We start from the raw sequence: 26334 nt of genomic DNA, 5'->3' as shown, positions 1-26334 counted from the left end.
CCGGTAAAGGGGCACGTTCGTGTCCCTTTACCGGGTTCCGGTTTTCACGCCGGAATGGAATACCGCTAAAGCGCGAACCCCAGTTCCCGGCCCCGCGCCACGAGTTCTTCCCTGGCCGACGGATGCGCGACCTGGCCGACGATCTGCCGCGCCTGCTCGCTCGCGTCGTTGCCCCAGATCGTCGCGACACCGTGCTCGCTGACCACGAAACTGTGCTGGAACGAGGTCACCGGACCGGTCAGCCGGGGCACGACCGTCGAAACGTCGGCCTTCGGATGCCACGACGGCAGCGCGATGATCGCCCGGCCCCCGGGTGAATGCAACGCCCCGACCACGAAGTCGGTCTGCCCGCCGAATCCGGAATAGATCGCCCCTCTCACCCGGCTCGCGTTGGCCTGGGCGTACAGGTCGACCTCGAGGGCGCTGTTGACCGACACCAGACCGCGCTGGCGGGCGATCACCGCGGGATCGTTCGTCTTTTCCGTGCGGAGCAAGCGAATCCGCGGATTGCGGTCGAGCCAGCGGTACAGGTCCGCACTGCCGAACACGAACGACGCCGTCACCGGTTCCGCCGGATCGAGTGCCCCTGCGCGGTCGAGCGCGAGCACACCGTCGCTGAACATCTCCGACCAGATCGCGAGCCCACGCCGTCCGGTCACCGCTGCCAGGGTCGCGTCGGGGATCCCGCCGATGCCCAGCTGCAGGGTCGCGCCGTCCTCGACCAGCCCGGCCACCCGCTCACCGATGGTCCGCGCCGTCTCCCCCACCGGCCGCGGGACCGGCGACAGCAGCGCTTCCACGACCTCGATGCCGTAGTCGATCTCGTCGACCGGCACGAGACCGTCGCCGTAGGTGAACGGCATCTCGGGATTGAGCTGCGCGATGACCAGGCCGCCGCGGGCCCGCACCGCCTCGATGGCCGCGGGCAGGATGTTCACCTCCGTACCCAGCGACACCACGCCGTCCACCGGGGCCGAGGTGTGCAGCAGGACGACGTCCGGCGGCAGCGAGTGTTTGAGCAGCTGCGGCACCAGCGACAGCCGGGACGGGAAGTACCGCAGCCCGGGACGGCCGCGCATCCCCGCGCCCACGAACGGCGTCTCCAGCAGAACACCCTCGCGGTCCGGCATGCCCGCCTGGGCGTTCAACGCGAACAAGCGGTACTCCGCCAGCGCCGCGTCCAGCACCTTCAGCGCCCGCATCGGCGTGGCGAAATTGCCGCTCACCACCACTCGCGGGCACGTAGCGGGCACGCCCGCGAGAACGGAACCGAGCTGGCTTTCCGACAAGACGCGCATGATCCGATCATGCCCGAGGAGCCCCTTGCCGGCGCGGGCCGGACCCCCAGGGAAACCGGCCCGCGCCCGGCACCTCCTCACCATGGTGCGACGGGGCCGGTGCCCGCACATGGGTACCGGGACCCCATATTCCGGTGCGGCACCGGACGGCCACCGTCCGTGCCCGGTGGTCACTCTCCGGACATCTTCGTGCGTGCGCTGAATGTGGGGGTGCCGCCCCCATGTGCGTACCGCGCCGAGCTGAAAGCATTACCGCCGTGACGCCCCAACCATCGGCGACGTCCCTGCCGCCGAGGTGGTGGGAGCACGGCCGGACCCCGCGCGAACGGTCAGCGGACAAGCCTCTCTGGGCCGACTTCGCCGAACACGCCATCACCACGCTTCTGCCGGAGCGCCCCCCAGTCGGTGACTGGCGTGCGGCGTTCGCCGGGGTCTTCAGGTCTCTCGTCGACGCCGCCTCGCGCGACGCGGTCCCGGACGATCTCCCCGGCGCCGACGTCGATGCGCTTCGTCAGGGTTTCGCGGCCAATCTCGACCAGCACCTGCTCAACCTTTCGGTCCGCACGCTGGTCCTCGAACTCCACCGTGCCCGCAAGGCCGGAACCCTCGAGGGCGCGACACCCGAAGAACGCTTCTCGGATTTCGTGCGGCGTCAATCGACGCCGGCCGGGCTCACCCGGTTGTTCGGCGAATACCCGGTGCTGGCCAGGCTCCTCGCCCAGGCCTGCCTGTACGCCGCCGAAGCCCACGCCGAAACGCTCGCCCGGTTCTCGGCCGACGCGGCCTTGCTGCCCTGCACGGTCGTCGACGGCGAACTCGGCACGCTCGTCGAGGTCGCGGGCGGATTCGGTGACTCGCACGCAGGTGGACGTTCGGTCAAACTGCTCCGCTTTTCCAGCGGCGCCAAGGTGATCTACAAACCCCGCCCGCTGATCCTGCACGAGCGTTTCACCGACGTCGTCGAACAGCTCAACAAGCGGCTGCCGGGCCTTGAACTGCGGACCGCCGACGCGCTGCCGCGTGACGGCTACGGCTGGCTCCGGTTCGTCGAGCACCGGCCGTGCGCCGACCTCGGCGACGTCGACCGCTTCTACCGCAGGCAGGGCATCCTCCTGGCGCTCCTCCACGCGCTCGACGCCACCGACGTCCACTACGAAAACATCATCGCCTGCGGCGACCAGCCGGTGCTGATCGACATCGAGACCCTGTTCCAGCCGTCCCCACCCGTTCCGCCGGAGGGCGACCCCGCGGCGGCGATGCTGGCGCGTTCGGTACAGCGCACGCTGCTGCTCCCCCAGCTCTTCGCCGGCGAGCACGGTGCCGTCGACATCTCCGGTCTCGCCGGCCGCGGCGGCAAGCTGCCCACCGACCGGGTCGATTGGGCCGACGCGGGGACCGACCGCATGCGCCTGGTCCGAGTGCCCGGAGAACTCGCCGGAAGCCACAACCTGCCGCGCCTCGACGGCCGCGACGTCGCTCCCGCCGAACACAGCGCGGCGCTGCTGGCCGGGTTCCGGCTCGGCTACGACGCGATATCCTCCGGACGGGACGAGCTCGCCGAGCTCCTCCGGCGCTGCGCCGAGGATCCCATCCGGGTGCTCATCCGGCCGACGAACTTCTACTCCCGCCTCCTGGACGAGACCACCCACCCCGACCTGCTTCGCGACGCCGCCGACCGCGACCACGCGTTCGACCTGCTCGAAGAGGACTCGGTGCGGGAGGAGAAGCTGCTCCGGCTGGTGCCGCACGAGCGGGACGACCTGTGGGCGGGCGACGTGCCGATGTTCACCTCGAACCCCGGCTCGACGTCGCTGCTGGACTCGCGTGGCGACAGCGTCGAAGGGGTCGTCGAGCGGCCGTCGCTGGACACCGTGCTGGCGAAGGTCGCCGACATGGATCCGCTCGATCAGCGGGATCAGGAGTGGCTGATCACCGCCACCCTCGCCATCAGCACGGCGGCCGACGGCCACCACGGCGACGGCGAGACCGCGGAGACGGCGGTGCCGAATCAGGCGCCCGACGCGGAGCGGCTACTGGTCACCGCGTGCGGGATCGCCGACCAGATCGTCGCCAGCGCCTTCTCCGACGAGCACCGCTCCAACTGGCTCGGCATCGAGCTCGTCGACGACCGCTACTGGACCGTTCTCCCGATGGGCGCCGGGCTCGGCGAGGGCTACTGCGGTGTGGCGTTGTTCCTCGCCCAGCTCGCCGAGCTGACCGGGATCGCGCGCTACCGCGATCTGGCCGCGTACGCGATCAGCCCGCTCCCCGGCCTTTTCGCCACCCTCCGCGCCGACCGCGAATTGGCCGCCACCGCCGGCTGCGGCGGGCTGCTCGGGCTCGGCGGCGTCGCGTACACGATCGCCCGGCTCAGCACGCTGGTCGGGCTTCCCGCGGGCGATCTCATCGAGCAGGCCGTCGACCTGATGCCCGAGGCCACCGCCGAAACACCCTCCGGTTTCACGACCGGACTCGCGGGTGGCGTCGCCTCGATGCGTTCGGTGTATGTCCAAACAGGACTGGAGACGGCGCTGGCACGGGCGGACCGCTACGCGGCACAGCTGTTCGAACGCGAACGTCCCGTGGAGAAGTCCTTCGCCCGCGGTTCGGCCGGGATCGACTGGGTCCTGCGGGCACACGAACGTCCCGGCGAAGAACCGCCCGGAAAGGCGGACGATCGGACGGAAAGCACCGGCGGGTGGTGTGACGGCCTCGCGGGCGACGCCCTCGGAACGGCCGCGCACCTGCCGGATCCCGAGTACGCCAGGGATCTGGACCGGACGATCGGACGGCTGACCGACAGGGCACCGCTGAAGGATCTCAGCCTCTGCCACGGCGAGTCCGGAGTGCTGGACGTGTTGTGCGTGCTGGCGGAGAACGGGCACACTGGCGCCGCGGCCGCGGTACGCCGCCGGACCGGTCATCTGCTCGCCGCCATCGACCAGCGCGGTGCCCGCTGCGGCACACCCGGCGCGGTTCCCTCGCCAGGGCTGCTGAGCGGCCTGGCGGGGATCGGCTACGGCCTGCTGCGGCTGGGATTCGGCGACCGGGTCCCCTCCGCGCTCCTGCTACGCCCCGACCGGCCGCATCCCGCGGCCACCGTTTTTCCGCCGGTAAACCGAGTATGAGGAGAAGAACCACATGTACGAAAGAGATCTGCCCGCCACCGAAGACGTCCTCGGCGCCGTGAACCTGCCGCGTGCCCTCGAGGTCGGCTCGCGCAACCACGCGCTGGCGGGCAGCAAGCCGCGGCTGAGTGCCAACCCGCTCGCCACCCTGTCCACGGACACCGGTTCTCCGTCCGTCGTCAGCGTCTTCACCGGCGGCTGGATCTGAGTAACGCTCACGAAGGCGGGTTCGCGCCGCCCGCCTTCGTGATCGACTTTTGGCCGTGACAGCGGAATCCGCTCGCTATAGTCACGGCGGTGGGTATCCGTTCGTCGCGGATGATCGGCCGCGACGCCGAACTGGCCGAGCTCTCCGGAGCTCTCGATCGCGCCATCGCGGGTCGCGGCGGCGCGATCTTTCTCGTGGGCGAGGGTGGCGTCGGCAAATCGCGGCTCGCCATCGAAGCCGCATCGCGAGCGGTCGCCGCCGACGTCCCGGTGTTGCAGGGCAGGGCCAGTTCGATCGGCCCGCTCGTCCCGTTCCGGCCGCTCACCCAGGCACTGCTGTCGCATTTTCGCGGCGGAGGCCCGCCGGAGGCGACCGAACTCGACCCGTTCGTCCCCGTGCTCGCCCAGCTCATCCCCGATTGGAGCCGAGGAGACCGGCCTCGCGAGTCCGGCTCCCTGATGGTGCTCGCCGAAGCGGTGTTCCGGCTGCTGGCCGTCACCAGCCGCGACCGCGGTGCGCTGCTGGTGCTCGACGATCTCCAGGACGCCGACGCCGAGACGCTGTTCATCCTCGAATACCTCGTCGACAACCTGCCCGCGGCGCACACCTTGTTCGTCGGCACGCTCCGCAGCGAACCCTCCGACGCGCTGCGCCTGGCGACCTCCGGAGCACAACGGATGAGCTGCGCCGTCGTCGAACTCGGCAGGCTCGGCCTCGCCGACACCCACGCGCTCGCCGCCGCCTGCCTCGAGACCGAGCCGGAGCGGCTGCCGTCGGCCGCGACGGAACTGTTGTGGCGCAACAGCGCCGGCCTTCCGTTCATCGTCGAGGAACTGCTTCACGGCATGGTGAACGACGGCCTGCTGGTCGAGGGCCGCGACGGCTGGCGCGTCATCGGTGAACTCCGCGCCCGCGTCCCCGCCGCGCTGGTCACCAGTATCGGCGTCCGGATGGAGCAACTCGGCGAGCAGGCGGGTGAACTGCTTTCGGTCGCGGCGATCATCGGCCGTCGCTTCCCGCTGACGGTGGTGCAGAAGGTCACCGGGACCAACGACCGGACGCTGCACAATCACCTTGGCGCCGCGGTCTCCGCCAACCTGGTGACCACCGACGAGATGACACCCGGCTGGTACGCCTTCCGTCATCCGCTGACCGCGGAAGCGTTGCTGGCCCGCCAGTCACCGGCGCGAAAGGCGGAACTCGCCCGTCAAACCGCCGACGCGGTCGAGGAACTGTACCCAGGCCTGCCGGGCGACCTGTGCGCGCTCGTCGCGTCGCTCCGGCTGACCGCCCTGGACGAGCGGGCTGCGGGCCGCTTGTTCGCGGAGACGGGTCGTCGCGCGCTCGACGCCGGAGCCGCGGACTCCGCCGTCACGATGCTCACGAAGGCCCTCGACCTGCTCGCCGGTGCCGACGCGGGTGATCGGGCCGAGGTGCTGGAGACCCTGGTGCACGCGCTCGGGCAGACCGGTCAGTTCGACCGCGCCGTCGAACTTTCCGCCGCGTTCGGCGAGATCGGCACGCTCGAACGGGCCGCGAAACTGCGCACCCAGCTCGCCTGGGCGGCCTACATCGCGGGACGGCACGACGAATGCCTCGGCCAGATCGAACGCGCCCGCGCTCCACTGGGGTCGGCGATCTCACCCGCCCAGCAGGCGGCGCTCGACGCCGTCGAGGCGAACCTCTGGCTCGACGTCCCCGGCCGGACCGGGACCGCCGAGCGGCTCGCGCGTCAGGCGTGGAAGGTGGCCGAGGCGACCGAGCAGCCGTTCGTCGTCTGCCAGGCGTTGCAGGTGCTCGGGATGCTCGCGCTGTCACGGGACCTCAGCGAATCCGAGCACTACATGCAACTCGCGCGGCGGACCGCCGAGGACAACCATCTGCACCATCTCCGCACCCAGGCGCTGGTCCGGCTCGGCGGACATCGCGTGCTCATGAACGGCGACGAGCAGACTCTGTTGCTGGCCCGTGCCGACGCCCAGCGGACCGGGTCGATCACGCTGCACTGCGCGGTCGATTCCGTGCGCACCATGCACGCGATCCTGCGCTGCGATTTCGGCACCGCGCACACGCTGCTCGCGGAGAACCTCGCCGTGCTCGGCAGGCTCCGGTTGACCGCGTTGCTGCAGTACGCGCATATGACCAGGGCGATGTCGGCCGGGCACCGGGCGGACCGTCCGGCGATGGAGCAGGCACTCGACGACTTCCGCGAAAGCGGCGGCGAGAACGCGCAGGAGATGGTGCTCAGCATCGGGCTGGCACGCGTCTTCTGTTCGCTGCTCGAAGAGGACTTCGACCGGGCCCGCCGCGAACTCGGCCAGGTCATCGAGCTGGAGGACCGGCGGCCCAGCCGGTTCCACCTCGCAGGCCAGCACGGGCTCAGGACGCTCGTCGACACCCTCGGCGGAGCGCCTTGCCCGGACGGCGGATCCGCGGTGAGCGGAATGCGCTGGAACCGCCAGTTCGTCGAATTCGCACAAGCAGTCGAGCACGGCAGACGTGGCGACGCGGCCGAAGCCGAACGAGCGCTGGCCTCCGCGCTGGAGACGTCGGCGCCCTATCCCCTTGCCCGCCATCTCGGGCTCCGGTTGATCGCCGAACCGGCCGCCGCCGACGGCTGGGGCGATCCGGCCGGCTGGCTCAAGGAGGCCGAAGAGTACTTCCACGGCAGGGACATCCAGGCGGTGGCGGCCGCCTGCCGGACGCTGCTCCGCAAGCTCGGAGCCCCCGTGCGGCAGCGGCGGTCCGGCGTCGACCGGGTCCCCGGCGACCTGCGCGCGGCCGGGGTCACCGTGCGTGAATACGAGGTGCTCGTACTGCTCGCGGAGCGGATGGGGAACAAGGACATCGGCACCCGCCTGCACATCTCGCCCCGGACGGTCGAGAAGCATGTCGCGAGCCTGCTCGCCAAGACCGGGTTCGCCGACCGCGCCGCCCTCGCCGAACACGCCGCCGGACCGCGACCTGGCATGCTGTGAGCCATGAGCGACCTGATCGTGTACGGCGCCGGCTGGTGCCCCGACGTCAAACGCAGCCGGGCCCTGCTGGACTCGAAGGGCGTCGAGTACGACTACATCGACGTCGAAGCGGACTCCGGCGCGGAGGAGACGGTGCGCGCACTGCAGAACGGTGAGCGGCGGATCCCGACCATCGTCTGGCCGGACGGCACCCACCTGGTCGAGCCGAGCGACGACGAGCTCACCGCGCACCTGAACCGGTGACCCTCCCGGACGTCCCGGTCGGCACGAGGGTCGTCGTGCGGTACCGGATCGAAGGCGGGTTCACCGACGCCCTCGGCTACCTGCGCTCCCGTGACGAGACCGAATGCACGGTGGAGACCAAACGCGGCCTCGCGACGATCCGGCTGGCGGACATCGTCCTGGCGAAGACGGTCCCGCCGCCTCCGGCTCCGCGCAGGCCTCGTGAGTGGTAAGGACGGTTAGAGCCAACCGTGTCCTGGTACCTACTGGCGATCTCGCGTGATCGGGCGGACGACACGCGTGATCAGACGGACGGCTCACGGCGAAAGCTCCGCCGCGAGCGTGTCGTCCGCCTGATCACGCGTGGCCCGCTCTGGGCTAGGCGACTCGCCGGTCCCGCTGGGTGCCGGCCTTGACCCGAGGGGTTGCGAAAGCCACTTTCGCAACCTTCAACGTTGCGAAAGTGGCTTTCGCAACGTCGGTCGTGGCCGGGCCCGGTGGGTAGCCAAGACACCCACTCACGAGTCGGGCTAGCTCTTCCGTGACTTCGTGGCCTTCTTCTTCGCGTCCTTCGCCTTCCCCTTGATCGTCCCGACGGCGTCCTGCAGCGGCGCGTACGTGCCGTACAGCGCGGGATCGGGTTTCGGAGCGGTGCCCGGACCGCCGAGTGCCTCCGGCTCCATCAGGTACTCGATCCCGTCTTCGCCGAAGCTCCAGCCGCCCTTCGCGCCGTCCGGCCCGTCGGACAGATGCCACACGGTGTTGTTGTGGTCCTGGTTCTCCTCGTCGAACAACGCCGTCGGCGCGATGTCGCTTTCCAGGCCGTCCGCCTTGAGTTCCTCGATCGCGGCGAGCCACTGCTTCTGGTGCACCGTGTCGCGGGCGAGGTTGAACTGCAGCATCGCCTTCACACCAGGGTCGTCGGTCATGTTGTACAGCCGGGCCGTCTGCAACCGGCCCTGTGCCTCGGCCGCGGCGTTCGCCCGGAAATCGGCCAGCAGGTTGCCCGACGCCACGACGTAGCGGCCGTTCCAGGGGTAGCCCTGACTGTCGCTCGGCGTCGCGCCGCCGCCGGAGATGATCGCCTGCTGGGGATCCATCCCGCCCAGGATCGCCGCGGTGGCCGGATCCTTCGCCGCCTCTGCCACCGTGGTGGCGGGTGCCCCTTCCAGTAGGCGGGCGACCATGGTCGCGAGCATCTCGACGTGCCCGATCTCCTCGGTCGCCGTATCCATGATCAAATCCTTGTACTTGCCCTCGATCCGGCAATTCCAGCCCTGGAAGAGGTACTGCATGGTGACGGTCATTTCCCCGTAGGCGCCGCCGATGAGTTCCTGGAGCTTACGGGCGTACAAGGCGTCCGGCTTTTCCGGTTTGGCCTCGAACTGGAGAGATTTGGTGTGACGGAACACTGATTACCTCCGAATAATGGGGAACGAACGGATCAGCGCGAGTCGGCTATCGGCGCCTTCGAGCCGGAGAGCGGAATGAGCCCGAGCGCGATCATCCCGACGGCGAGCCCGAGGTGCAGCCAGTTGTCGGCGCTGTTGACCGGCACGAAATTCGCCGCCGACCCGTGGTCGATCAGCAGTCCGTACAGCCACAGCACGAGATACACCACCCCACCGCCGACGAGGAACGCCTTCGCGCCGCTCACCGTCCGGGCCAGCAGGATGCCCGCCACACCGAACGCGAGATGGACGATGTTGTGCAGGATCGACACCTGGAACACGCCCAGCAGCAGCGCGCCGGACTCGTGCCCGGCACCGCTCAGCTGCTCGTAGTTCGTGGTGATGCCGGGGATGAAGCCGAGAATGCCGACGAGCAGGAAGACCGCGCCCACGCCGAGGGCGATGAGCTGGCGCGGAGCCCGCCGAACGGTGGCCGGCGATGCAGTCATGATTTCCTCCGATCCAGGTGGAATGAGCTTCCGGAAGGTCGAGTACCCGCGCCGGAGCCGGTCACACCGGGGAATCGGCGATTTCGAATTCGTGGGAATTCCCGTGTAATCCGGTGCTGCCGGGGTAGCCAGCGCGGAGCACTCACATGACGAGGAGGCGGAAATCGTGGCCGAGCGCGACGCACCGCAGGCAGGGCCGACCGGCAGGCTTTTCCGGGCCGGTTTCCACGCCCTCTCCGCGCTCCGTGGCGCGCGAGCGTTCCACCCGAACGGCCTACTGCTCAAAGGTGAACTTCACGCCTTGAGGAGCGACGAGATCGCACTTCCGCCGGAGCCGGTGCGCGTCACCGTGCGCATGTCCAAAGGGGCCGGTCTTCCCGGGCGCGTGCCGGACGCGCTTGGACTCGCCGTCCGGATCCCCGCCGTGGACGGCGCCCCGTGGGACCTCACCCTGACCACTTCCGCCGGCCGCGTGCTGCCGCGGCCGGCGCGATCCTGGACCGCAGGCCGTTACAGCTCATTGCTGCCTTACCGCACGAACGACGAACTGGTTTGGCTGTCGGCCCGCGCGGAAACACCACGGCACGCCGAAGCGTCGCTGGACGCCCTGAGCCGGCTGGTCAAGGAAGGGCCGGTGACCTATCTCCTCGAAACCGTCCGCGCGAACGGGCATCGGAAGTCCTGCGCGACGCTGACCCTCCACGAGGTGGACGAAGACGCCTCACGACCGGCCTTCGATCCGATGCTGAACGCTCCGCCGGGCTGGGAACTGCGGCCCCGCTGGCTCACCGGCCTACGCGAGCGCGCCTACGAGGGCAGCCGCGAGGGCCGCTGACTCATCCCGCGAGCGGCTTGTCCAACACCGCCTTCACGTGGCTGAAGTTCTCGATCGAGTAGCGCCCGTGATAGCGGCCCATCCCGCTCTCCCCCACGCCGCCGAACGGCAGTTCCGGCGCCACGAGGTGGATGATCGCCGCGCCGAACACCAGCCCGCCCGACGAGGTCTCCGTCTCGATCCTGCGCTTCGTTTCCTCCGATTCGGTGAAGGCGTACAGCGCCAGAGGCTTGTCGCGTTCGTTGACGAACTCCAGGGCCGCGTCGACGTCGGGGACGTCGATGATCGGCAGGATCGGGCCGAAGATCTCGTCCCGCATCACCGGTGCGTCCGGCGAAACGTCCGTGAGCACGGTGGGCGCGATGTACTTCTCGTCGCGGTCGGCCTGGCCGCCGACGACCACGGTTCCGTTGTCCAGCAAGGCGGTGAGCCGGTCGTGGTGCCGGGTCGAGATGATGCGGCCGTAGGACTCGCTGGTGGCCGGGTCGTCGCCGAACATCGCTTTGACGGTCTCGGCCAGGTGTTCCGCCAGTTTCGGGCCGGTGTCGCCGATCGCGAGGACGTAGTCGGGCGCGACGCAGGTCTGGCCGGCGTTGGCGAACTTGCCGTAGGCCAGCCGCTGGGCGGTCATGGCGAGATCCGCCCCCGGCTCGACGATCGCCGGGCTCTTCCCGCCCAGTTCCAGCGTGACCGGCGTGAGATGCTTCGCCGCCGCAGCCATGACGATCCGGCCGACCGTCCCGTTGCCGGTGTAGAAGATGGTGTCGAACTTCTGCTCCAGCAACGCCGTCGTCTCGGGGACCGCGCCTTCGACGACACGGACACCCTCGACGTAGTTCGGCAGATGCTCTGCGATCGCGGCCGAGGTGTTCGGGGACAGCTCACTCGGCTTCACGACCGCGCAGTTGCCCGCCGCCAGCGCCCCGACCAGCGGTGCGAGCACCAGCTGCAGCGGGTAGTTCCACGGCCCGATGATCAGCGCGACCCCGAGCGGCTCACGAACGACACGGCCGTCGGCCGGTCGCAGCGGGTACGGCAGGCCGGCGGGCTCCGGGCTCAGCCAGGAGTCGAGGTTCTCCAGCGTGTGGTCGATTTCGTTCCGTACGAGCGCGATCTCCGCGCGCTTCGCCTCGGCGGTGTTCTTGCGCAGATCGGCGTAGAGCGCCTTGAGGAAGACGTCGGCCTGCTCGGACAGGAGCTTCCGCAGGCCGGTGAGCTGCGTTCGCCGCCACTCCACCGGCTTCGTGACGCCGGAACGGAAGAGCATGCGTAGTTCGTCGACGACGGCGGAGGCATCGCTGCTGGTCATGGATTCGAGCCTAGCCATGGTCCGCGGCGGATGCCCAACGTTGCGCGGTATAGAGCGTTATACAAGAAGCTGAAGGCTCCCTTCGTCGCATTAGACGCAGCGAAAGGAGCCTTCAGCCCGGCTGGATACGGGTCGTGAGTGGCGATTCGGGTTAGACACCCGAATCGCCACTCACGAGCAGCTGTACCGACAGCCCGCCGTTACGGGTAGCTCACCAGGTTGCTCGGCCGCGTGTCCGGCGGCGTCACCGCCCCGGCGTCGTTGATCACGTGGGTGATGGTCCCCTTGTAGTTCAACGAGACGGTCACCAGATTGTGGAACCGGACGCCGGAGCGGTTCGGCACCTCGAACGCGTGATACAGGTTCACCGACGGGTTGTCGTTGAAGAAGCAGTAGCTGCCCAGGCCCCACGCCTCGTGCGTGGTCACGTTGTCCCCCACCTTGTAGGCGGCGTAGCCGTTGAGCCCGTTGGGACTCCTCCAGCCCGCCTGGTCCGGGACGTCGTACGGGATCTCGTTCTGGAAGAAGATCGTCCTGCCGTTCTGGCCGTTCCAGATCACCTGGTACTTCTGGTAGTGCTCGACGAACAGGCCGGTCGCCAGCACGTTGTCGCCGTTGACGACCACGCCGGTGTCGCCGGTGTTGATCGTCCAGCCATAGGTACCCGCGTTGCCGTGGTCGGCCCGCCAGGCCCAGATGTGGTCGATGATCGTGTCACGGCTGTTGACGATCAGGCTGTTCGTCGCCTTCCCCGCGATCTGACCGCCGATCCGGAAGAACACGTCCTGCAAGGTCGTCGGGTTCGCCGCGTGGTTCGCGGTCGAGCCCGCCTGGCCGACTGTGAGCAGCGACTGCGAATTGGTCGTTCCGGCATCGAACAGCAGGCCCTTCAGCCGGACGCCGTCCACGTCTGCCACCTTCATGGCGTCGACACCGTTGTCCGGCACCAGCGTCGGGTAGCCGACACCGAGCACGACGGTGTTCGCCCTGGTCACGTTCAGCGTCTGGTTCAGGTGATAGACGCCCGGCGTGAAGAACAGGTTGCAGCCCTGGGAGAGGGCGTTGTTGATCGACGACGCCGTGTCCCCCGCCTTCACGACGTAGAACTGGCTCATCGGCAGCGAGGAACCCTGGGTGCCGCCGTTGGCCCAGCTCGGCCCGGAGGCGTTGGTGCGCAGGGAAGGCAGGAACACGCGGTACTTGCCGGAGCCGTCGAGGTAGAGATACGGGACGTCGCGGGACACCGGCGTGGTGCCGAGCGTCGTCTCCGGCGGGTTCGGGAAGGTGTTCGCGGGAGCGCCGCTCGTCCCGGAGAAGACCATGTTCCAGACGCCGCCGTCCCAGCTGCCGTAGCTGCTGTCCCGGGTGTACCACTGCTGCTGCGAGATCGACGCGGCCTGACCGGAGACCTTGGTGTCGGCGGTGTAGCCGCCGCTCGCGAACCCGTAGCTGGCCGGATAGAGCTGGAGCCCGCCACGGATGTCCATCCGGCGGAACGGCGCGGCCTGCGCGACGGCCCAGCGGGTCGAGCCGCTGCTCGGGACGACGGCGAGGTTCTCCGCCGAGCGCCAGAAGTTCTGCAGCGCCACGCCCTTGTCCGACTCGTTGAACGCGTCGACGGTGACGTCACCGTTGATCACCACGTCGCCCGGGTTCTGCCCGAGTCCTGCGACCGACGTGTAGTAGCCGACGTTGTCGTGGATGCCGTTGTACACACCGGGCTTGAACAGGTGCGCGTACCGGCGCTCGGTGAACTGCGCGGTCAGGGTGTCCTTCTGCGCGTTGAAGTCCGCGTCGAGCCGCGACTGGATCGACGCCGCGGACATCCCGGGGTCGAAGATCCGCACGTTCGGGCCGAAGTCCGGGACCTCGGCCTGAGCCGGGCAGGTCCCCTGTGTCGATCCGATCGTGTAGGTCGCCGAGGACACCGGGGAATTCGCCGAGCCGGCCTTCAGCGCGATCGCGGAGATCGTCGAGGACGCGGAGACCGTGATCGGCCCGGTGTACACAGTGGACGACGCCGTCGGCGTGGAACCGTCCACTGTGTACCGGATGGTCGCGCCGGCGGTCGCGCTCGACAGGGTCACCGAACGGGCGCTCGGGTAACTGCCGCCTGGCGGATCGAAGGTCGGCGACGCGACGGTCGTACCGCTGCCGCCGTGGGTGTACGTGAAGTGCGGGGTGTCGTATTGCGGCCCGTTCTTCTCGTAGGTGAACCAATAGTCGAGCACCGTGCCCGCCGACAGCGAGCCGACGGTGTGCCGCCACGTGCCGCCGTTGTCGGTCATGCGGACGTTTTGCTGCCCCACGCCCGGAACGCCGGTGTAGTGGATGTCGACGTAACGCGCCGGGGTCGCCGGCGTGAAGGAGAACTGCGCCTGGGTCGCGTTCAAGGACGCGGCGCTCTGGCTGTAGTCGGCTGCCGCGGCGGTGGCACCGCCGAACCCGGCCGCGATCAGCAGTGCGGAAAGGCCGAGGGCGAGCGCGCCCCGGACCCCTTTCCGGCGCTTGGGCTGCACAAAGATCCGATTCACGTCGTGACACCTCCGGCGTTGGAAATCCACGGGCGAAGCAATTCGTTGCGCGCCACAACAAAGTAGCCGTCCGTGCGATATGTCCAGATCACGCTTCGGTAACACTGGTGGTCCAAACCACTGACTACGCCGGGCAGACCACGACGACAGGGCCATTCGGCACCACCGGACGGGGCGTTCGGTGGTGCCGATCAGCGGTCCGGGACGACGTAGAGCGTCGACGCTTCCCCACCGTGCATCGCGCTCAGGCTGGTCCGGCACGCGCGGAGGACCTCACGGTTCGCGACCGAGTCCGGTGGGACGCCACAGCCGTCGCAGAAGAGCTCGACCGTTCCCGGGAAGGTCTCGTCGACCCGGACTTCGACCGTGCGATCGCAGCGGCGGCACCACCGATGCCCGGTGACGATCAGGATGTGCATCGGATCCGAGATGCACTGATGCACCCAGCGGCGGTGTACGTAACAGGTCGTCCGGATGTGCGCGCTCAGGCCGTGTTCCTCCGCCACGTCCTCGGCGGCGAGGATCGCGGCCAGCCGCCGGTCGGCGATCTCGCCGTACCGGTCCCGGCGCCGGGCGGGAGGGGACGTGTCCGCCGCCGCGAGCAGTCTGAGATGAGCCCTTGAGGGTGGCGGAGTACGTAGCACCATGTGGGTCTCGACCTTTCGGCGTCCACCGGAAGTCTTATCAGCTCACCCCCGGTTTCGCCGGAGTGACACCCGACCGGGCGACAACGGCCTGAGAAAGGTTCGTTTGTACGGCCCTTGTATTCCCGCTGCTCATGCTGCCCGGACAACCGGATCCGTTCAGGAGGCAGGAATTGTTGACCAAGGTAGCCGTGCTCGCGACAGCGACCGCGCTCTCCTTCGGCGTGGCCGCACCGGCCGGCGCCGAAGTGGCCGCGTTGCCCGCGGCCAGCATGGAAGCGGTGCTCAAGGCCGCGCAGATCGACCCGCGCCGCGCCGACAGCGCGTTGACCCCCGGGGCCAAGGACAGTGTGCTGCTGGTGGAGCAGGCACTGGCCGCCAAGGGGCTGCTCGACCAGCAATACGTCGACGGCCACTTCGGTACCTCGACGATCACGGCGTACTCCAGCTACCAGAAGTCGCTGGGCTACACCGGGATCGACGCATCGGGCCTGCCAGGGAAGACGTCGCTCGAGAAGCTGGGCGAGAACCGCTACACCGTCACCGCGGTGGTCTCGGCGGGTAGCCGCCTGACCTACCACGGCAAGACGATGAACACCCGGACCAAGGCGATGCTGGTGAAGGCCGAAGGTCTGCTCGGCAGGCAGCTGACCATCACGCAGGGCTCGTACAACCCCGGCGGCGTCGGTGCTTCGGCCGGGACGCACGACGGCGGCGGCGCGCTCGACATCGGCGTCGAGGGCATGTCCTCGACCACGCGGACCGACGTCGCGCGGAAGCTGCGCCAGGTTGGCTTCGCGGCTTGGGTCCGCACTCCGGCCCAGGGCTTCGCCTACCACATCCACGCCATCGCACTGTCCGATCCGGACCTGTCGTCCGGCGCGCAGCACCAGGCAGGCGACTACTACCTCGGCTACAACGGTCTCGCCGGCCGCGGTGCCGACGACGGCCCCGCCGTCACGCCGAAGCTCACTTGGGAGGAATACCTGCGCTCCTGAACACGCTTTCCGAAGGCCGCCTTCACCGACGTCGATCGTCGCGAAGGTGGCCTTCGGGCTGTCTCGGAACCCCCGGGTAGGCTTCGGCGCGACGGTGAAATCAGCGGGAAGGGAACATCGCGTGGAGGCTCAACCGGTCGGTCAGTGGCTCGACGAGCTGGCATCGAAGGCCTCGACGCCCGGTGGCGGCGCGGGTGCCGCGATGAACGCCGCGGTCGGTGCCGCCCTGGTCTCCATGGTGTGCAACCTGACCATCGGCAAGCCGAAGTACGCCGAGCACGAGGCCACCATGACCGAGGCGCTCGCCAAGGCCGAAGACCTCCGTGCGCGTGCGCTCGGCCTCGCCGCCGACGACGCCGCCGCGTTCGACGCCGTGGTCGCCGCGTACAAGCTCCCCAAGGCCACCGACGAGGAGAAGCAGGCCCGCACGGCCGCGATCCAGTCCGCGCTGGTCGGCGCCGCCGAGGTGCCGCTGCGCACGGCCGCCCTCGCCGCCGAGGTCATCGACGTCGCCGCCTCGATTCTCGAGGGCGCCAACACCAACGTCATCTCCGACATCGCGGTCGCGGCCTCGTCCGCGAAGTCCGCGCTCGAGTCGGGCGTGGTCAACGTCGAGGTCAACCTCGCGTCCATGGCGGACGAGCAGCTCCGCAAGGAGACCGAGGCCCGGCTCACCGAGTTCACCCCCGCGGCCGGGCGCGCCGACGCCCTGATCGCCCAGGTTCGCGAAAGGCTCGCCCGATGACCCTGATCGACGGGCGCGCGATCGCCGCCGCCATCACCGCCGAGGTCACCGAGACCGCCGCCAAGCTCCGCGAATCGGGCACCGCACCGACGCTGGCCGTGCTCGTGCCGACCGACGACGACGCCACCGCCTGGTACGTACGCTCCATCGAGCGCGCCGCGAAGAAGGTCGGCGTCGACTGCCGGGTGGTCCAGCTCGAGAAGCCGACCGGCGCGGACGTCACCCGCGAGCTCGACAAGCTGTCCGCGGACCCGTCGGTGCACGGCATCATCTGCCAGACCCCGCTGCCCGAAGGCGTGACGCTCGACGACGTCGGCGCGCACATCGACCCGCGCAAGGACGTCGACGGCGCGAACCCCGTCAGCCTCGGCCGCCTCACCGCCGGCCTCCCGACTTACGCGCCCGCCACCGCCGCCGCGGTGCTGGAGATCCTGAAGCGCGAGCAGGTCGCCCTGTCCGGCGCCCAGGTCGCCGTCGTGGGCCGCTCGACGATCGTCGGCAAACCCGTCGCGCTGCTGCTGCTCGGCGAGCACGCGACGGTGACCATCTGCCACTCGCGCACCAAGGATCTCGCGGCGGTCACCAAGGCCGCGGACGTCCTGGTCGTGGCCGTCGGCCGCGCGCACTTCATCGGCGCGGACCACGTCAAGCCCGGTGCCGTGGTGATCGACGTCGGCACGAACCCGACTCCCGAAGGCGGGCTCGTCGGCGACGTCGACCAGGCCGCGGTCGAGGAGATCGCGGGTTCGATCACGCCGGTCCCCGGCGGCGTCGGCCCCGTGACGACTTCGCTGCTGCTGCGGCACACCGTCACCGCCGCGCAGTCCTGAGGCACTGAAGGAGGCGGCGAGTCCACTGAGGACTCGCCGCGCACGGGCCCGGCCCCGTGATCAGACTCCGCACTCACGTGATTGAAGGCGGAACTCGCGTGATCAGAGGCGGAACTCGTGAGTTCCGGCTTCAATCACGCGAGATACGTCTCTGATCACGCGAGTCACGTCCCGATCACCGTCTCCACCACCTTCCGCACCTGCGCGATCTCCGGTGCGGGAGCGGTGCGGTCCGCGTACAGCAGATGCGCGGCGCCGATGAGCGTGGCGGCCAAAGTCTCGACGTCGGCGTTTTCGGCGATCCGGCCCTGGTCCCGTTCCGCCTTGAGATAGCCGCCGATCATGACGGCGGCCTGCGTCAGCACCGGAACCCCGGCGGGCCATTCGCGACGTAGCCGCGCCCGAAGCTCGTCGCGGAAGATCACGAGCGGGACGATCGCGACCGCGACCGACTCGAAGACCGCCGCCAGCGCCGCGGTGAGGTTGTCCACGACCGTCCCGGTGCCGACGGCGTCCCGCAGGCCCTTCTCGTCGAGCTTCTCGATCCGGTCCAGCACGAACTCGGCGAGGAAACCGTCGAAGTCGTCGAAATGCCGGTGCAGCACGCCTTTCGCGCAGTCCGCCTCCGTGGTCACCGCCCGGCTGGTGAGCCCGCTCGGGCCGTCCCGCAGCAGTACCCGCTCGGCGGCGTCGAACAACTGCGCGCGGACGGCCCGCAAAGCCACTCCTGTCGGCATCCGACTCCCTTACGTTGACGAGTGGGCAAGCGCCCACTTAAGGTGGGCGCATGCCCACTCTACCTTCACGGCAGGAGCCTCATCGCTATCGACAGGCCGCGGAATCCTTCGGCGTGGACGTCGAACGCTACGACCGGACCCGCCCCGCCTATCCCCCGGAACTAGTCGGCCACCTCATCGCCGCCGCTCCCGGCCGCGAGACCCTCGACGTCGGCGTCGGTACCGGCATCGAAGCACGCCAGTTCCAAGCCTCGGGCTGTCGCGTACTGGGCGTCGAGCCGGACGCGAGGATGGCCGAATTCGCCCGGCAGAGCGGGATCGCCGTCGAAGTCGCGAAGTTCGAGGATTGGGAGCCCGCCGGACGCCGGTTCGACCTGCTCGTTTCCGGGCAGGCCTGGCATTGGGTCGACCCGGTGGCGGGCGCCGTCAAGGCCGCCGAAGTCCTACGGCCCGGTGGGCTCTTCGCCGCGTTCTGGCACGTACCCGAACCGCCGGAAGAGGTCGCGGACGCCTTGGCGGAGGCTTACCGGCGGCTCGTGCCGGACGCCCCGATCGACCTCAAGAGCGTGCCGAAACAGTCCGCGGACCCGTACGGGCCACTCATCGTGAAGGTCGCCGACGGTCTGCGCGAAGCGGGCGGGTTCGGCGAGCCGGAACGAAGCCGTTACGACTGGGACCGGGTCTACACCCGGGACGAATGGCTGGACCAGCTCCCGACGTTCGGTTCGCTGACCTGGGTCGAATCCACAGTGCGACAAGAGATCCTCGCTGAAGTCGGGGCGGCGATCGACAGGATGGGCGGCCGGTTCACCACGCGCTACGCCACCGTCGCGATCACCGCGGTCCGCGACTGACCCGCCGGTGACGGGAGCCGCGCCGCTCCCGTCACCGGCGCCCGTCAAGGCGTGACGGGGACGTTGGTCAGCCCGTTCACCGCCCTGGACACGGTGTTGGACGCGTAGACGACGTTCGGCCGTTCCGAGCATTTCGACGTCGACGTGATCTTGATGGCGTACTGGCCGACGCCGCCGAGATCGGACTTGTTGTCCCGCCACACGTTTCCGCAGCCGTTCGGGAACGACGGCGTGGTACCGGGATTGTGCGTCTCGTAACCGTTCGCGAAGGTCCCCGGCGAGGCGAAGGTGCCGGTGTTCCCCTCGATGACGTATCCGAATCCCTTGACGTCGACCCAGGAATCGGCCGAGTTCTGCCCGGAAACCCCTTGACCGTCGAAGGTGTTGCCCCGGATCACGCCGCCTTCGGTGCCCTCCTTGACGTCGATACCCTCCGCGGCCACGTACGGTCCGATGTGGTTGTTGAGCACCTGGATCCGGTCGCTTCGGTCGACCCCGCCGGAGTTCCCGTGGCAGGCCCAGTTCGAGTTCGCCGAGCCGAGGTAGACACCCTCGCCGTAACCGGCCTGCACGAGCCCGGTGTGGCTGATCGTCGAATCACGGATGACGCTGTCGGCCGAGGAACGGCGGAAGTGCACGGCCTCCTCGTCGATCCGGTGCACCCGCACACCTTCGATCACCGTGTGGTGCGAGTCGTCCGCGACGATCCCCTTCTTCGACTCCTGCACGGTGAAGCCCTTGAGATGCCAGTACGGCGCCCCATAGAGCCAAAACCCGTACCCGGAGTCCCAACCCGCCGTCGGAGCCGGACAGGAAGGCGCCTCACCGGACGGTCCGTCGTTGATCAGGACCGCCGTCGACGGTCCGGTCACCGTGATCGGCGCCGCCGCCGTGCCGGGTTTCGTCGCGACGAACGAGCCCCGGTACGTTCCCGCGGCCAGCCGGATGGTCCGGCCGGGGCTCGCCGCGGCCAGCGCGGCCCGCAGTTCCGCCGCGGTGGCCACGTCGACGACGTCGCCGGACGGCACGCTGGTGGTCGTCGTCGGCGAAGTGGTCGTGCTGGTCGGCGACGGCGGAGTGGTGGCCGTGGTCGGCGCCCCTCCCCCGCACGGGCTGCCGTTGATCGTGCACCCGGTCGGCAGGCCCAGTCCCGTGGTGTTGAAGCCGAAGGACGCCGTGCCGCCGGGTTTGATCGTGCCGTTGAAGGCGGCGTTGGTGACCTTGTAGTGCTGCCCGGTCCTGGTGAGCACCGAGCTCCACGACGTGGTGATCGCGGTGCCCTCGGGGAGATCGAACTCGATCGTCCACTGTGTACTGTTCGCGTTCCCCGCGTTGGTCAGCGTGTACTTCCCGCCGTAACCGCTGTCCCAGACCGAGCCTTGCGTGAACGTCGCGGTCAGGCTCGGCGCGGCGGCCTCCGCCGTGACGACGGCACCGAACAGTCCCGCCGCCGATGCCGTGGCCGCGATCGCGGCGAGCAGTCGTTTCCTGGTCATTCCGTGCCTCCGCATTTCGTTCCGGCGATCGAGCAGGCGAACGGCAGTCCCTGGCCGGCGGCGTTGAAGCCGAACGTCGCCGTGCCGCCGGGTTCGACGCTCCCGTTGTGGGTGGCGTTCCCGAATCGGTAGTGCTGTCCGGTCCTGGTCAGCACCGAACTCCAGGAACCGGTGATCGTCGTGCCGGCGGGCAGGTCGAACTCGACGGCCCACGAGCCCACGGAGGCCGAACACGTGTTGCTGATCGTGAAGCCGGCGCCGTAGCCGCTGTCCCACACCGACTTGCGGGTGAAGGTCGCGTTCAGGCAGGCACTGGGGTTCTGCGTCGTCGTGGTGGACGTCGGCGTGGTCGTGGTCGGGCTCTGGCTGGTCGGGGACGACGGCGGAGTCCCGTCGACGGACTTCAGGAACAGCGACGACGAGGCGTCGGTCTTGGAGGCGTCCACCCCGTGCCCGCCGGTGTAGTCCCGCTGCTCGTTCTTCGCCCAGTCGGCGATCGGGGTGCCGCCGATGTCGAGGTGCTTGTAGGCGGTGCCGTCCCACCCGAAGGAGTAGACGCGGCGCCGGTCGGCGTAGAAGTCGTTATACGGCCCGTTGTCCGCGAGCTGTTTGGTCATGGCGTTGTTGAAGAACACGTTGCGGTAGCCCGAGGCACCCGACCACTTGACGGCCTTCTTGCCCGCACCCCACCAGATCGGGAACCAGTTCGAGTCGTCGGGACCGCCGCCGCCTTCCTCACCGCAGTTGGCGCGGCAGTTCCCGGAACGGTGCGCGTACGGAATCTTGACCGTGTTGAGCTCGAAGAGGTTGTTGCGTTCCCAGCCGCCGTGGAGGTTCAGGTCGGAGTCGAACGAGTTGCCGATCACCACGTTGCCCGCGGCGGACCACTGGAAGGTGAAATGCCGCAGCAGGGTCGAGGTGTTACCCGCGTAGAGCGAATCCCAGACCCGGGAGCCGCGGAAGTAACCGTTGCCGCCCTTGCCCTTGTTCCACGAACCGTTGAGCTCGTTGTCGACGATCTGGAGGTTCTTCGCCTCCTCGGTGACGATCGGGTGCGAACCGGTCATGTCCGCGCGGATACCGCGGACCCAGGAGTTCGCCGCCCACTTGAACACGATCCCGTGCATCTCCGCGGCGGGTGCCATGTTCCCGTAGTTGTTGTTCGCCTCCGCGGGGTTCAGGCCCGGCATGTCCTGGGTGAAGCCGAGGTTCTCGAATCCGACGCCGAGCACCGGGTCGACCAGCGGTGCCGCCTTCGAGTCGTAGGTGGCGCCGTCGATCGGGGCCGAACCGTCCGAAGTGGAGTTCACCGGGACGTCGTACTCGAGCGGCTTGTCGAGGGTGATCGTGCGTGCCGTGGTGTCGAGCGCCGCGATCGTGAAGATCTGCTGGCGCATGTGCATGTTCAGCAAGGGGAACGTCGTCGGCGTCGCTTGTTGCTGCTCGTAGAACTTCCGCGAGTTGGCCGCTCGGATGTTGACCAGGTTCCCGGCGGCGAGGGCGGTCAGGGCACCGCTGCTCGCCAGGTGGACGACCTTGTCCCCCGTCCGCGCGGCGAACGCGGTGTCGCCCGGCTTGCCCCGCAGCTTCACCCCGGCCTTCCAGTGGACGTTGACCGTGCCCTCGAAGATGTCCTTGCGATTCGCGGGCGCGGCGGCGTAGTCACTCGCGTAGGACGTGTGCACTCCCCTGGACTGGACGCGGAACAGCCCGCGGCCCGGCCATAGCCAGCCACCCTTGCCCGCGCCCGAGGTCATCCCGTCCTCGTCCCAGTCGGAACCGTCCGGGGTGAGGGTGTCGTAAAGGGTGTTCGCGTCCGGCTTGTAGACGAACTTCGTGGCGTCCTTGCCCGCGCCGCGCAGGATCAGGTAGTCGGCGTCGACGTGGATCTCGTGCGTGACGTCGAACCGGCCCGCCGGGAAGGTGATCGTGCTCAGCTTCGTGTAGCTCCCGGACGGCGAGCACGCGCTCTTGATCCCGTCGATCGCCGCCTGGATCCCGTTCGTGTCGTCGGCGCCGTCGTCGGGCTTGACGTTGTACTGGCTCGCCAGTTCGGCCGCGGTGACCTGGCAGGTGGCGTTCGGATTCACTTCGCCCGAGCCGGGTAGCACGGCACCACCGCGATACCCGGCTTTGGACCAGTCGTAGAGGCCCGCGACCGGCGCGCGGCGATTGGCCGCGCCGAGGTCGAGGCCGGTCAGCGCGCCTGGTCCCGGCGCCGCGTCCGCCGCTGTGGGCGGTACCTGCAGGAGTGCGGCGGTGGCGACCACGGCGGCGACCGCCGGTAGGACGGCACGACGAAGAGGACTTTTTCGGGACACCCGAAACCTCCGTGACGGACTGACGGAAGGTGTTGCGGCGTGTACACCCGGACCCCGTCTTTATAGTTCACGTCCCTGGCGTCCGTCAACGGATGTGAATCACGTCCATGTATGTGAACGACTGACCGTCTAGATGTGGGCATGGAAGGCCTCGAGATAACGGCGGAGGAACGCTTCGGTGCCCTCGTCCGCCACCTTGCCGTTGTCCGTGATCAGCCCGTCGGTGTATCAGTCCGGCGACGCGCCGATCACCGCGGCGGGCTTCCCGTCGAGCGAGTTCGCCAGGCTGCGGTTCGCGTTCTCCCCCGCTTCCGAGGCGATCACGAGCCTGCGGCTACTGCAGGATCCCGGGCGCTGCTGCGCGAACTCGACCTGCGCCTGCTTCTTCGCACTGGTCCCGCTCGGCGCCTATTTCGCGGAATTCCTGACCCCGCCACCGGCCAGCCCGGTCCCCGACCTCGACGCCGAGCTCGACCGGATCGCCCGCGCAGACCTCGACGAAGCCGTCGCGGAAGCCTCCCCGGTGCCCGCCGCCGAGAGCGACGTCGTGCAGCGGTTCCTCGCCGACCCCGCCGCCGGGGTCGCGCGGGCGGCCGACGAACTCCGGCTCTATTGGGACACGGCGCTGGCCAGATTCTGGCCGCAGATCCGGGGCCTGTTCGAAGCGGAGATCGTCCGGCGCTCGCGCCAGCTGGCCCGCGACGGGGCTGGGGCGCTGTTCAACGATCTGCACCCGAACATCTCCTGGGACGACGGGCGCCTGAAAGTGCGCACCCGCGCGTGGAAACGCCGCGGGCCGCTCGGCGTAGACGGCCTGATCCTGATCCCCAGCGTCTTCCACTGGCCCGACACCGCGGTGATGGCCGAGCCGTACCAGCCGATCCTCGTCTACCCCGCTCCCGGGGTCGCCACCGTCTGGGCACACGACATCATCCCGACCACCGGCGCCCTCGACGCCCTGATCGGACGGACCCGTGCCCGCGTCCTCGTGGCACTCTCCGAGAGTGTGACGACGACCGCGCTGGGCAGGCGGCTGTCGATGGCGCCCAGGCGGCTGTCGATGGCGCCCGGCGCGGTCAGCCAGCATCTGAAGGTCTTGCACGACAACGGACTGATCACCCGGCATCGCAGCGGGCGAGAGGTCTTCTCCGCGCGCTCGGCGCTCGGTGACACCTTGTGCGCCAACGGGTCAGCGCTCTCCTGAACGGAACCGGTCGAGCACGCGGCGTTCCCGTTTGGTCGGACGCCCCGCGCCCCGCTCCCGCCGCGCGACCGGCACGGCGGCCTCGGGCGGCGGCGCCGGTGTCCGGTCGATGAAACACGTGGCCGCGTCGGCGGCACCGACCCGCTTCTGGATCACCCGCGTCACTTCCAGGATCCGCGTCGTGTCGTGCACCCGCGCACGGACCTCGTCACCCGCCACGACGGTGGTCGCGGGTTTGGCCGGTTTGCCGTTCACGCGGACATGGCCGCCACGGCACGCCGCTGCGGCGTCCGGACGCGTCTTGGTCAGCCGGACGGCCCACAGCCAGCGATCAACTCGAGTGGACTCCACAGCAGTACATAGTGGCCTATCCGCCGTCTTTATTGCCACTCGGTATAGACGCAGGTATAACTTGTTCTAAATCCCTCAACGGTGAGGAAGATCACGTGAGCGACGAAACCATGCGGAGAAGCGCTTCCGGACAGTTATCCCGCCGCCTCTTTATTGCTGGAACTGGTTCTATCTTGGGAGCCGCCGCCCTCGGCGGGACCGCTTCCGCGAAAAGTTCGATCGCCGACGCCGCCCGAATCCCGGCGCTCGTCATCGGTTCCGGATACGGCGGCTGTGTCGCCGCGCTGCGGCTCGCCGAAGCCGGTGTCGACGTCCACCTCGTCGAACTCGGCATGGCATGGGACACCCCGGGCACGGACGGCAAGATCTTCGCCAACACCACCAAGCCCGACTATCGCTCCTTCTGGCTGCGGACGAGGACCAAGCAGCCGCTGAGCAACTTTCTCGGCTTCCCGCTCGACAAGGACGTGCCACGGCACACCGGGATCCTCGACGCCGAAGAGTTCGGCGGCATCACCGTCTACCAGGGCCGCGGTGTCGGTGGCGGCTCACTGGTGAACGGCGGGATGGCCGTCACGCCGAAGCGCGAGAACTTCGGGTCCGTCCTGCCCACGGTCGACGCGGACGAGATGTACGGCGTCTACTACCCGCGCGCCAACGCCGGCCTCGGCGTCGCCACCATCGACCCGGACTGGTTCGAGACCGCCGAGTGCTACCAGTACGCGCGAGTCGGCCGGAAACACGCGCAGCGGTCCGGTTTCCCGTTCCTGTTCGTCCCGGACGTGTACGACTGGGACTACATGAAGAAGGAACAGGCTGGCACGGTGCCGAGGTCCGCACTTGCCGGGGAGATCCTCTACGGCAACAACGCGGGCAAGAAGTCGTTGCAGCAGACCTATCTCCCGCGGATCAAGGCGACAGGGCGGGTGACGATCTCGGCGCTGCACCGCGTCACGTCGGTCACGCCCGCGTCCGGTGGCGGCTACACCGTGACGATGGAGCAACTCGATACAAGCGGCACCGTGACGGCGACGAAGGCGGTCACCGCGGACAAGGTGTTCTTCGCGGCCGGCAGCGTCGGCACGAGCAAGTTGCTGGTCAAGCTCAAGGCGACCGGCGCCCTCCCCAACCTCGGCAACGAGGTGGGAAAAGGCTGGGGCGACAACGGAAACGTCATGTGCGGCCGCGCGAACCACATGTGGGACGCCACCGGCGCGCTGCAGTCGTCCATCCCCACCGCGGGTATCGACAACTGGGCGGCGGGTGGCGCGTTCGCCGAGGTCGCGCCGCTGCCGACCGGCATCGAGACCTACGCGTCGTTCTACCTGTCGATCACCAAGAACCCCAATCGCGCGACGTTCTCCTGGAACCCGAGCGCGAACAAGGTCGACCTGAACTGGCAGACCGCCTGGAAACAACCGTCGATCGAGATGGCGAAGACGATCTTCGACAAGATCAACTCCAAGGAGGGCACGATCTACCGGACCGACCTCTTCGGCGCGTACAAGATCTGGGGCGACCATCTCACCTACCACCCGCTCGGCGGCGCGGTGCTCGGCAAGGCGACCGACAATTACGGCAGGCTCCACGGCTATCCGGGCCTTTATGTCATCGACGGCGCGCTGATTCCGGGTAATACCTCGGTGAACCCGTTCGTCACCATTACCGCGCTCGCGGAAAGGAACATCGAAAAGATCGTCGCCACCGATCTGTGACGACGATCCGAAATAGGCCGGGGCCGC

The 26334-nt window shown here is 68.8% G+C and carries 22 protein-coding genes; 12 read left to right on the top strand and 10 right to left on the bottom strand.

Annotated elements, in window-relative coordinates:
• Positions 1–65: 65 nt before the first annotated feature.
• A complete protein-coding gene (locus AVR91_RS18575) occupies positions 66–1298 on the bottom strand; it encodes an acetyl-CoA hydrolase/transferase family protein (RefSeq protein WP_063273920.1) in 1233 nt (410 codons plus the stop codon).
• A 257-nt stretch (positions 1299–1555) separates the two neighbouring features.
• Between AVR91_RS18575 and AVR91_RS18570 the strand changes: the two genes are divergently transcribed.
• The 5 genes from AVR91_RS18570 (at position 1556) to AVR91_RS18550 (ending at position 8067) form a co-directional block, all read left to right on the top strand.
• Entirely contained in the window at positions 1556–4426 is a 2871-nt protein-coding gene (locus AVR91_RS18570) for a type 2 lanthipeptide synthetase LanM family protein (protein ID WP_063273919.1), read from the top strand.
• Between the two features lie 13 nt (positions 4427–4439).
• Positions 4440–4634: a hypothetical protein gene (locus AVR91_RS18565; protein ID WP_016334466.1), complete on the top strand. Its 195-nt coding sequence runs from the start codon at positions 4440–4442 to the stop codon at positions 4632–4634.
• Between the two features lie 89 nt (positions 4635–4723).
• Positions 4724–7612 (top strand): helix-turn-helix transcriptional regulator, encoded by a 2889-nt coding sequence (locus AVR91_RS18560; protein WP_063273918.1) that lies wholly within the window; start codon positions 4724–4726, stop codon positions 7610–7612.
• A gap of 3 nt (positions 7613–7615) precedes the next feature.
• Complete coding sequence (locus AVR91_RS18555; protein ID WP_037338316.1) at positions 7616–7855, top strand: glutaredoxin family protein; 240 nt, start codon at positions 7616–7618, stop codon at positions 7853–7855.
• Positions 7852–8067, top strand: coding sequence for a putative acetyltransferase (locus AVR91_RS18550; RefSeq protein WP_063273917.1), 216 nt, complete (start codon positions 7852–7854; stop codon positions 8065–8067). Before AVR91_RS18555 ends, AVR91_RS18550 begins: the two co-directional genes overlap by 4 nt.
• Before the next feature lie 297 nt (positions 8068–8364).
• On the opposite strand, the gene AVR91_RS18545 is transcribed toward AVR91_RS18550, so the two are convergent.
• Both AVR91_RS18545 and AVR91_RS18540 read right to left on the bottom strand, forming a co-directional pair.
• Entirely contained in the window at positions 8365–9246 is an 882-nt protein-coding gene (locus tag AVR91_RS18545; protein WP_063273916.1) for a manganese catalase family protein, read from the bottom strand.
• Between the two features lie 32 nt (positions 9247–9278).
• The gene (locus AVR91_RS18540) at positions 9279–9734 is read right to left on the bottom strand and encodes a DUF4383 domain-containing protein (RefSeq protein WP_063273915.1); all 456 of its coding nucleotides are present in this window, start codon (positions 9732–9734) and stop codon (positions 9279–9281) included.
• 166 nt (positions 9735–9900) lie between these two features.
• Here AVR91_RS18540 and AVR91_RS18535 point away from each other — a divergent pair, with 166 nt between their 5' ends.
• Complete coding sequence (locus AVR91_RS18535; RefSeq protein ID WP_063273914.1) at positions 9901–10569, top strand: catalase family protein; 669 nt, start codon at positions 9901–9903, stop codon at positions 10567–10569.
• A 1-nt stretch (position 10570) separates the two neighbouring features.
• Here the strand turns inward: AVR91_RS18535 and AVR91_RS18530 are convergent, their stop codons facing one another.
• From AVR91_RS18530 to AVR91_RS18520, 3 genes are all read right to left on the bottom strand, one after another.
• Positions 10571–11896, bottom strand: coding sequence for an aldehyde dehydrogenase family protein (locus AVR91_RS18530; RefSeq protein ID WP_076857371.1), 1326 nt, complete (start codon positions 11894–11896; stop codon positions 10571–10573).
• A gap of 182 nt (positions 11897–12078) precedes the next feature.
• Positions 12079–14412 carry a chitobiase/beta-hexosaminidase C-terminal domain-containing protein gene (locus AVR91_RS18525; RefSeq protein WP_063273899.1) on the bottom strand — a complete coding sequence of 778 codons (2334 nt, stop codon included), beginning with the start codon at positions 14410–14412 and terminating at the stop codon, positions 12079–12081.
• A gap of 191 nt (positions 14413–14603) precedes the next feature.
• On the bottom strand, positions 14604–15059 hold the full coding sequence (locus tag AVR91_RS18520) for a hypothetical protein (protein WP_063273900.1): 456 nt from the start codon (positions 15057–15059) through the stop codon (positions 14604–14606).
• Positions 15060–15229: 170 nt separating this feature from the next.
• Here AVR91_RS18520 and AVR91_RS18515 point away from each other — a divergent pair, with 170 nt between their 5' ends.
• The 3 genes from AVR91_RS18515 (at position 15230) to AVR91_RS18505 (ending at position 17629) form a co-directional block, all read left to right on the top strand.
• Positions 15230–16054: a hypothetical protein gene (locus AVR91_RS18515; protein ID WP_063273910.1), complete on the top strand. Its 825-nt coding sequence runs from the start codon at positions 15230–15232 to the stop codon at positions 16052–16054.
• Positions 16055–16175: 121 nt separating this feature from the next.
• Entirely contained in the window at positions 16176–16799 is a 624-nt protein-coding gene (locus AVR91_RS18510; protein WP_063273901.1) for a cyclodeaminase/cyclohydrolase family protein, read from the top strand.
• Entirely contained in the window at positions 16796–17629 is an 834-nt protein-coding gene (locus tag AVR91_RS18505) for a bifunctional 5,10-methylenetetrahydrofolate dehydrogenase/5,10-methenyltetrahydrofolate cyclohydrolase (RefSeq protein WP_063273902.1), read from the top strand. Before AVR91_RS18510 ends, AVR91_RS18505 begins: the two co-directional genes overlap by 4 nt.
• Positions 17630–17793: 164 nt before the next feature.
• Here the strand turns inward: AVR91_RS18505 and AVR91_RS18500 are convergent, their stop codons facing one another.
• A complete protein-coding gene (locus AVR91_RS18500) occupies positions 17794–18366 on the bottom strand; it encodes a TetR/AcrR family transcriptional regulator (RefSeq protein WP_063273903.1) in 573 nt (190 codons plus the stop codon).
• Positions 18367–18479: 113 nt separating this feature from the next.
• Here AVR91_RS18500 and AVR91_RS18495 point away from each other — a divergent pair, with 113 nt between their 5' ends.
• The gene (locus tag AVR91_RS18495) at positions 18480–19220 is read left to right on the top strand and encodes a class I SAM-dependent methyltransferase (RefSeq protein WP_063273904.1); all 741 of its coding nucleotides are present in this window, start codon (positions 18480–18482) and stop codon (positions 19218–19220) included.
• 44 nt (positions 19221–19264) lie between these two features.
• Here the strand turns inward: AVR91_RS18495 and AVR91_RS18490 are convergent, their stop codons facing one another.
• Positions 19265–20716 carry a cellulose binding domain-containing protein gene (locus AVR91_RS18490; RefSeq protein WP_083737633.1) on the bottom strand — a complete coding sequence of 484 codons (1452 nt, stop codon included), beginning with the start codon at positions 20714–20716 and terminating at the stop codon, positions 19265–19267.
• Positions 20713–23037, bottom strand: a complete 2325-nt coding sequence (locus tag AVR91_RS18485; protein WP_228709233.1) for a cellulose binding domain-containing protein — start codon at positions 23035–23037, stop codon at positions 20713–20715. Before AVR91_RS18485 ends, AVR91_RS18490 begins: the two co-directional genes overlap by 4 nt.
• 178 nt (positions 23038–23215) lie before the next feature.
• Between AVR91_RS18485 and AVR91_RS18480 the strand changes: the two genes are divergently transcribed.
• Positions 23216–24241 (top strand): ArsR/SmtB family transcription factor, encoded by a 1026-nt coding sequence (locus AVR91_RS18480; protein ID WP_228709232.1) that lies wholly within the window; start codon positions 23216–23218, stop codon positions 24239–24241.
• Here AVR91_RS18480 and AVR91_RS18475 read toward each other — a convergent pair.
• Entirely contained in the window at positions 24227–24592 is a 366-nt protein-coding gene (locus AVR91_RS18475) for an RNA-binding S4 domain-containing protein (protein ID WP_007029562.1), read from the bottom strand. The genes AVR91_RS18480 and AVR91_RS18475 overlap by 15 nt on opposite strands.
• Before the next feature lie 110 nt (positions 24593–24702).
• Here AVR91_RS18475 and AVR91_RS18470 point away from each other — a divergent pair, with 110 nt between their 5' ends.
• The gene (locus tag AVR91_RS18470) at positions 24703–26307 is read left to right on the top strand and encodes a GMC oxidoreductase (protein WP_455577838.1); all 1605 of its coding nucleotides are present in this window, start codon (positions 24703–24705) and stop codon (positions 26305–26307) included.
• The last annotated feature ends 27 nt before the right edge of the window (positions 26308–26334 follow it).

It is taken from the genome of Amycolatopsis keratiniphila subsp. keratiniphila, assembly GCF_001620365.2.
Taxonomy (GTDB): Bacteria; Actinomycetota; Actinomycetes; order Mycobacteriales; family Pseudonocardiaceae; genus Amycolatopsis; species Amycolatopsis keratiniphila.
Note: the sequence above shows the minus strand (reverse complement) of the source record. Positions and strands in the feature narration are given on the sequence as shown.

Bases quoted from the DNA above. Each gene is read 5' to 3' on its own strand.
- AVR91_RS18575 (WP_063273920.1), bottom strand. From the start codon at position 1,298: ATGCGCGTCTTGTCGGAAAGCCAGCTCGGTTCCGTTCTCGCGGGCGTG.
- AVR91_RS18565 (WP_016334466.1), top strand. From the start codon at position 4,440: ATGTACGAAAGAGATCTGCCCGCCACCGAAGACGTCCTCGGCGCCGTG.
- AVR91_RS18555 (WP_037338316.1), top strand. From the start codon at position 7,616: ATGAGCGACCTGATCGTGTACGGCGCCGGCTGGTGCCCCGACGTCAAA.
- AVR91_RS18540 (WP_063273915.1), bottom strand. From the start codon at position 9,734: ATGACTGCATCGCCGGCCACCGTTCGGCGGGCTCCGCGCCAGCTCATC.
- AVR91_RS18530 (WP_076857371.1), bottom strand. From the start codon at position 11,896: ATGGCTAGGCTCGAATCCATGACCAGCAGCGATGCCTCCGCCGTCGTC.
- AVR91_RS18520 (WP_063273900.1), bottom strand. From the start codon at position 15,059: ATGGTGCTACGTACTCCGCCACCCTCAAGGGCTCATCTCAGACTGCTC.
- AVR91_RS18505 (WP_063273902.1), top strand. From the start codon at position 16,796: ATGACCCTGATCGACGGGCGCGCGATCGCCGCCGCCATCACCGCCGAG.
- AVR91_RS18500 (WP_063273903.1), bottom strand. From the start codon at position 18,366: ATGCCGACAGGAGTGGCTTTGCGGGCCGTCCGCGCGCAGTTGTTCGAC.
- AVR91_RS18490 (WP_083737633.1), bottom strand. From the start codon at position 20,716: ATGACCAGGAAACGACTGCTCGCCGCGATCGCGGCCACGGCATCGGCG.
- AVR91_RS18470 (WP_455577838.1), top strand. From the start codon at position 24,703: ATGCGGAGAAGCGCTTCCGGACAGTTATCCCGCCGCCTCTTTATTGCT.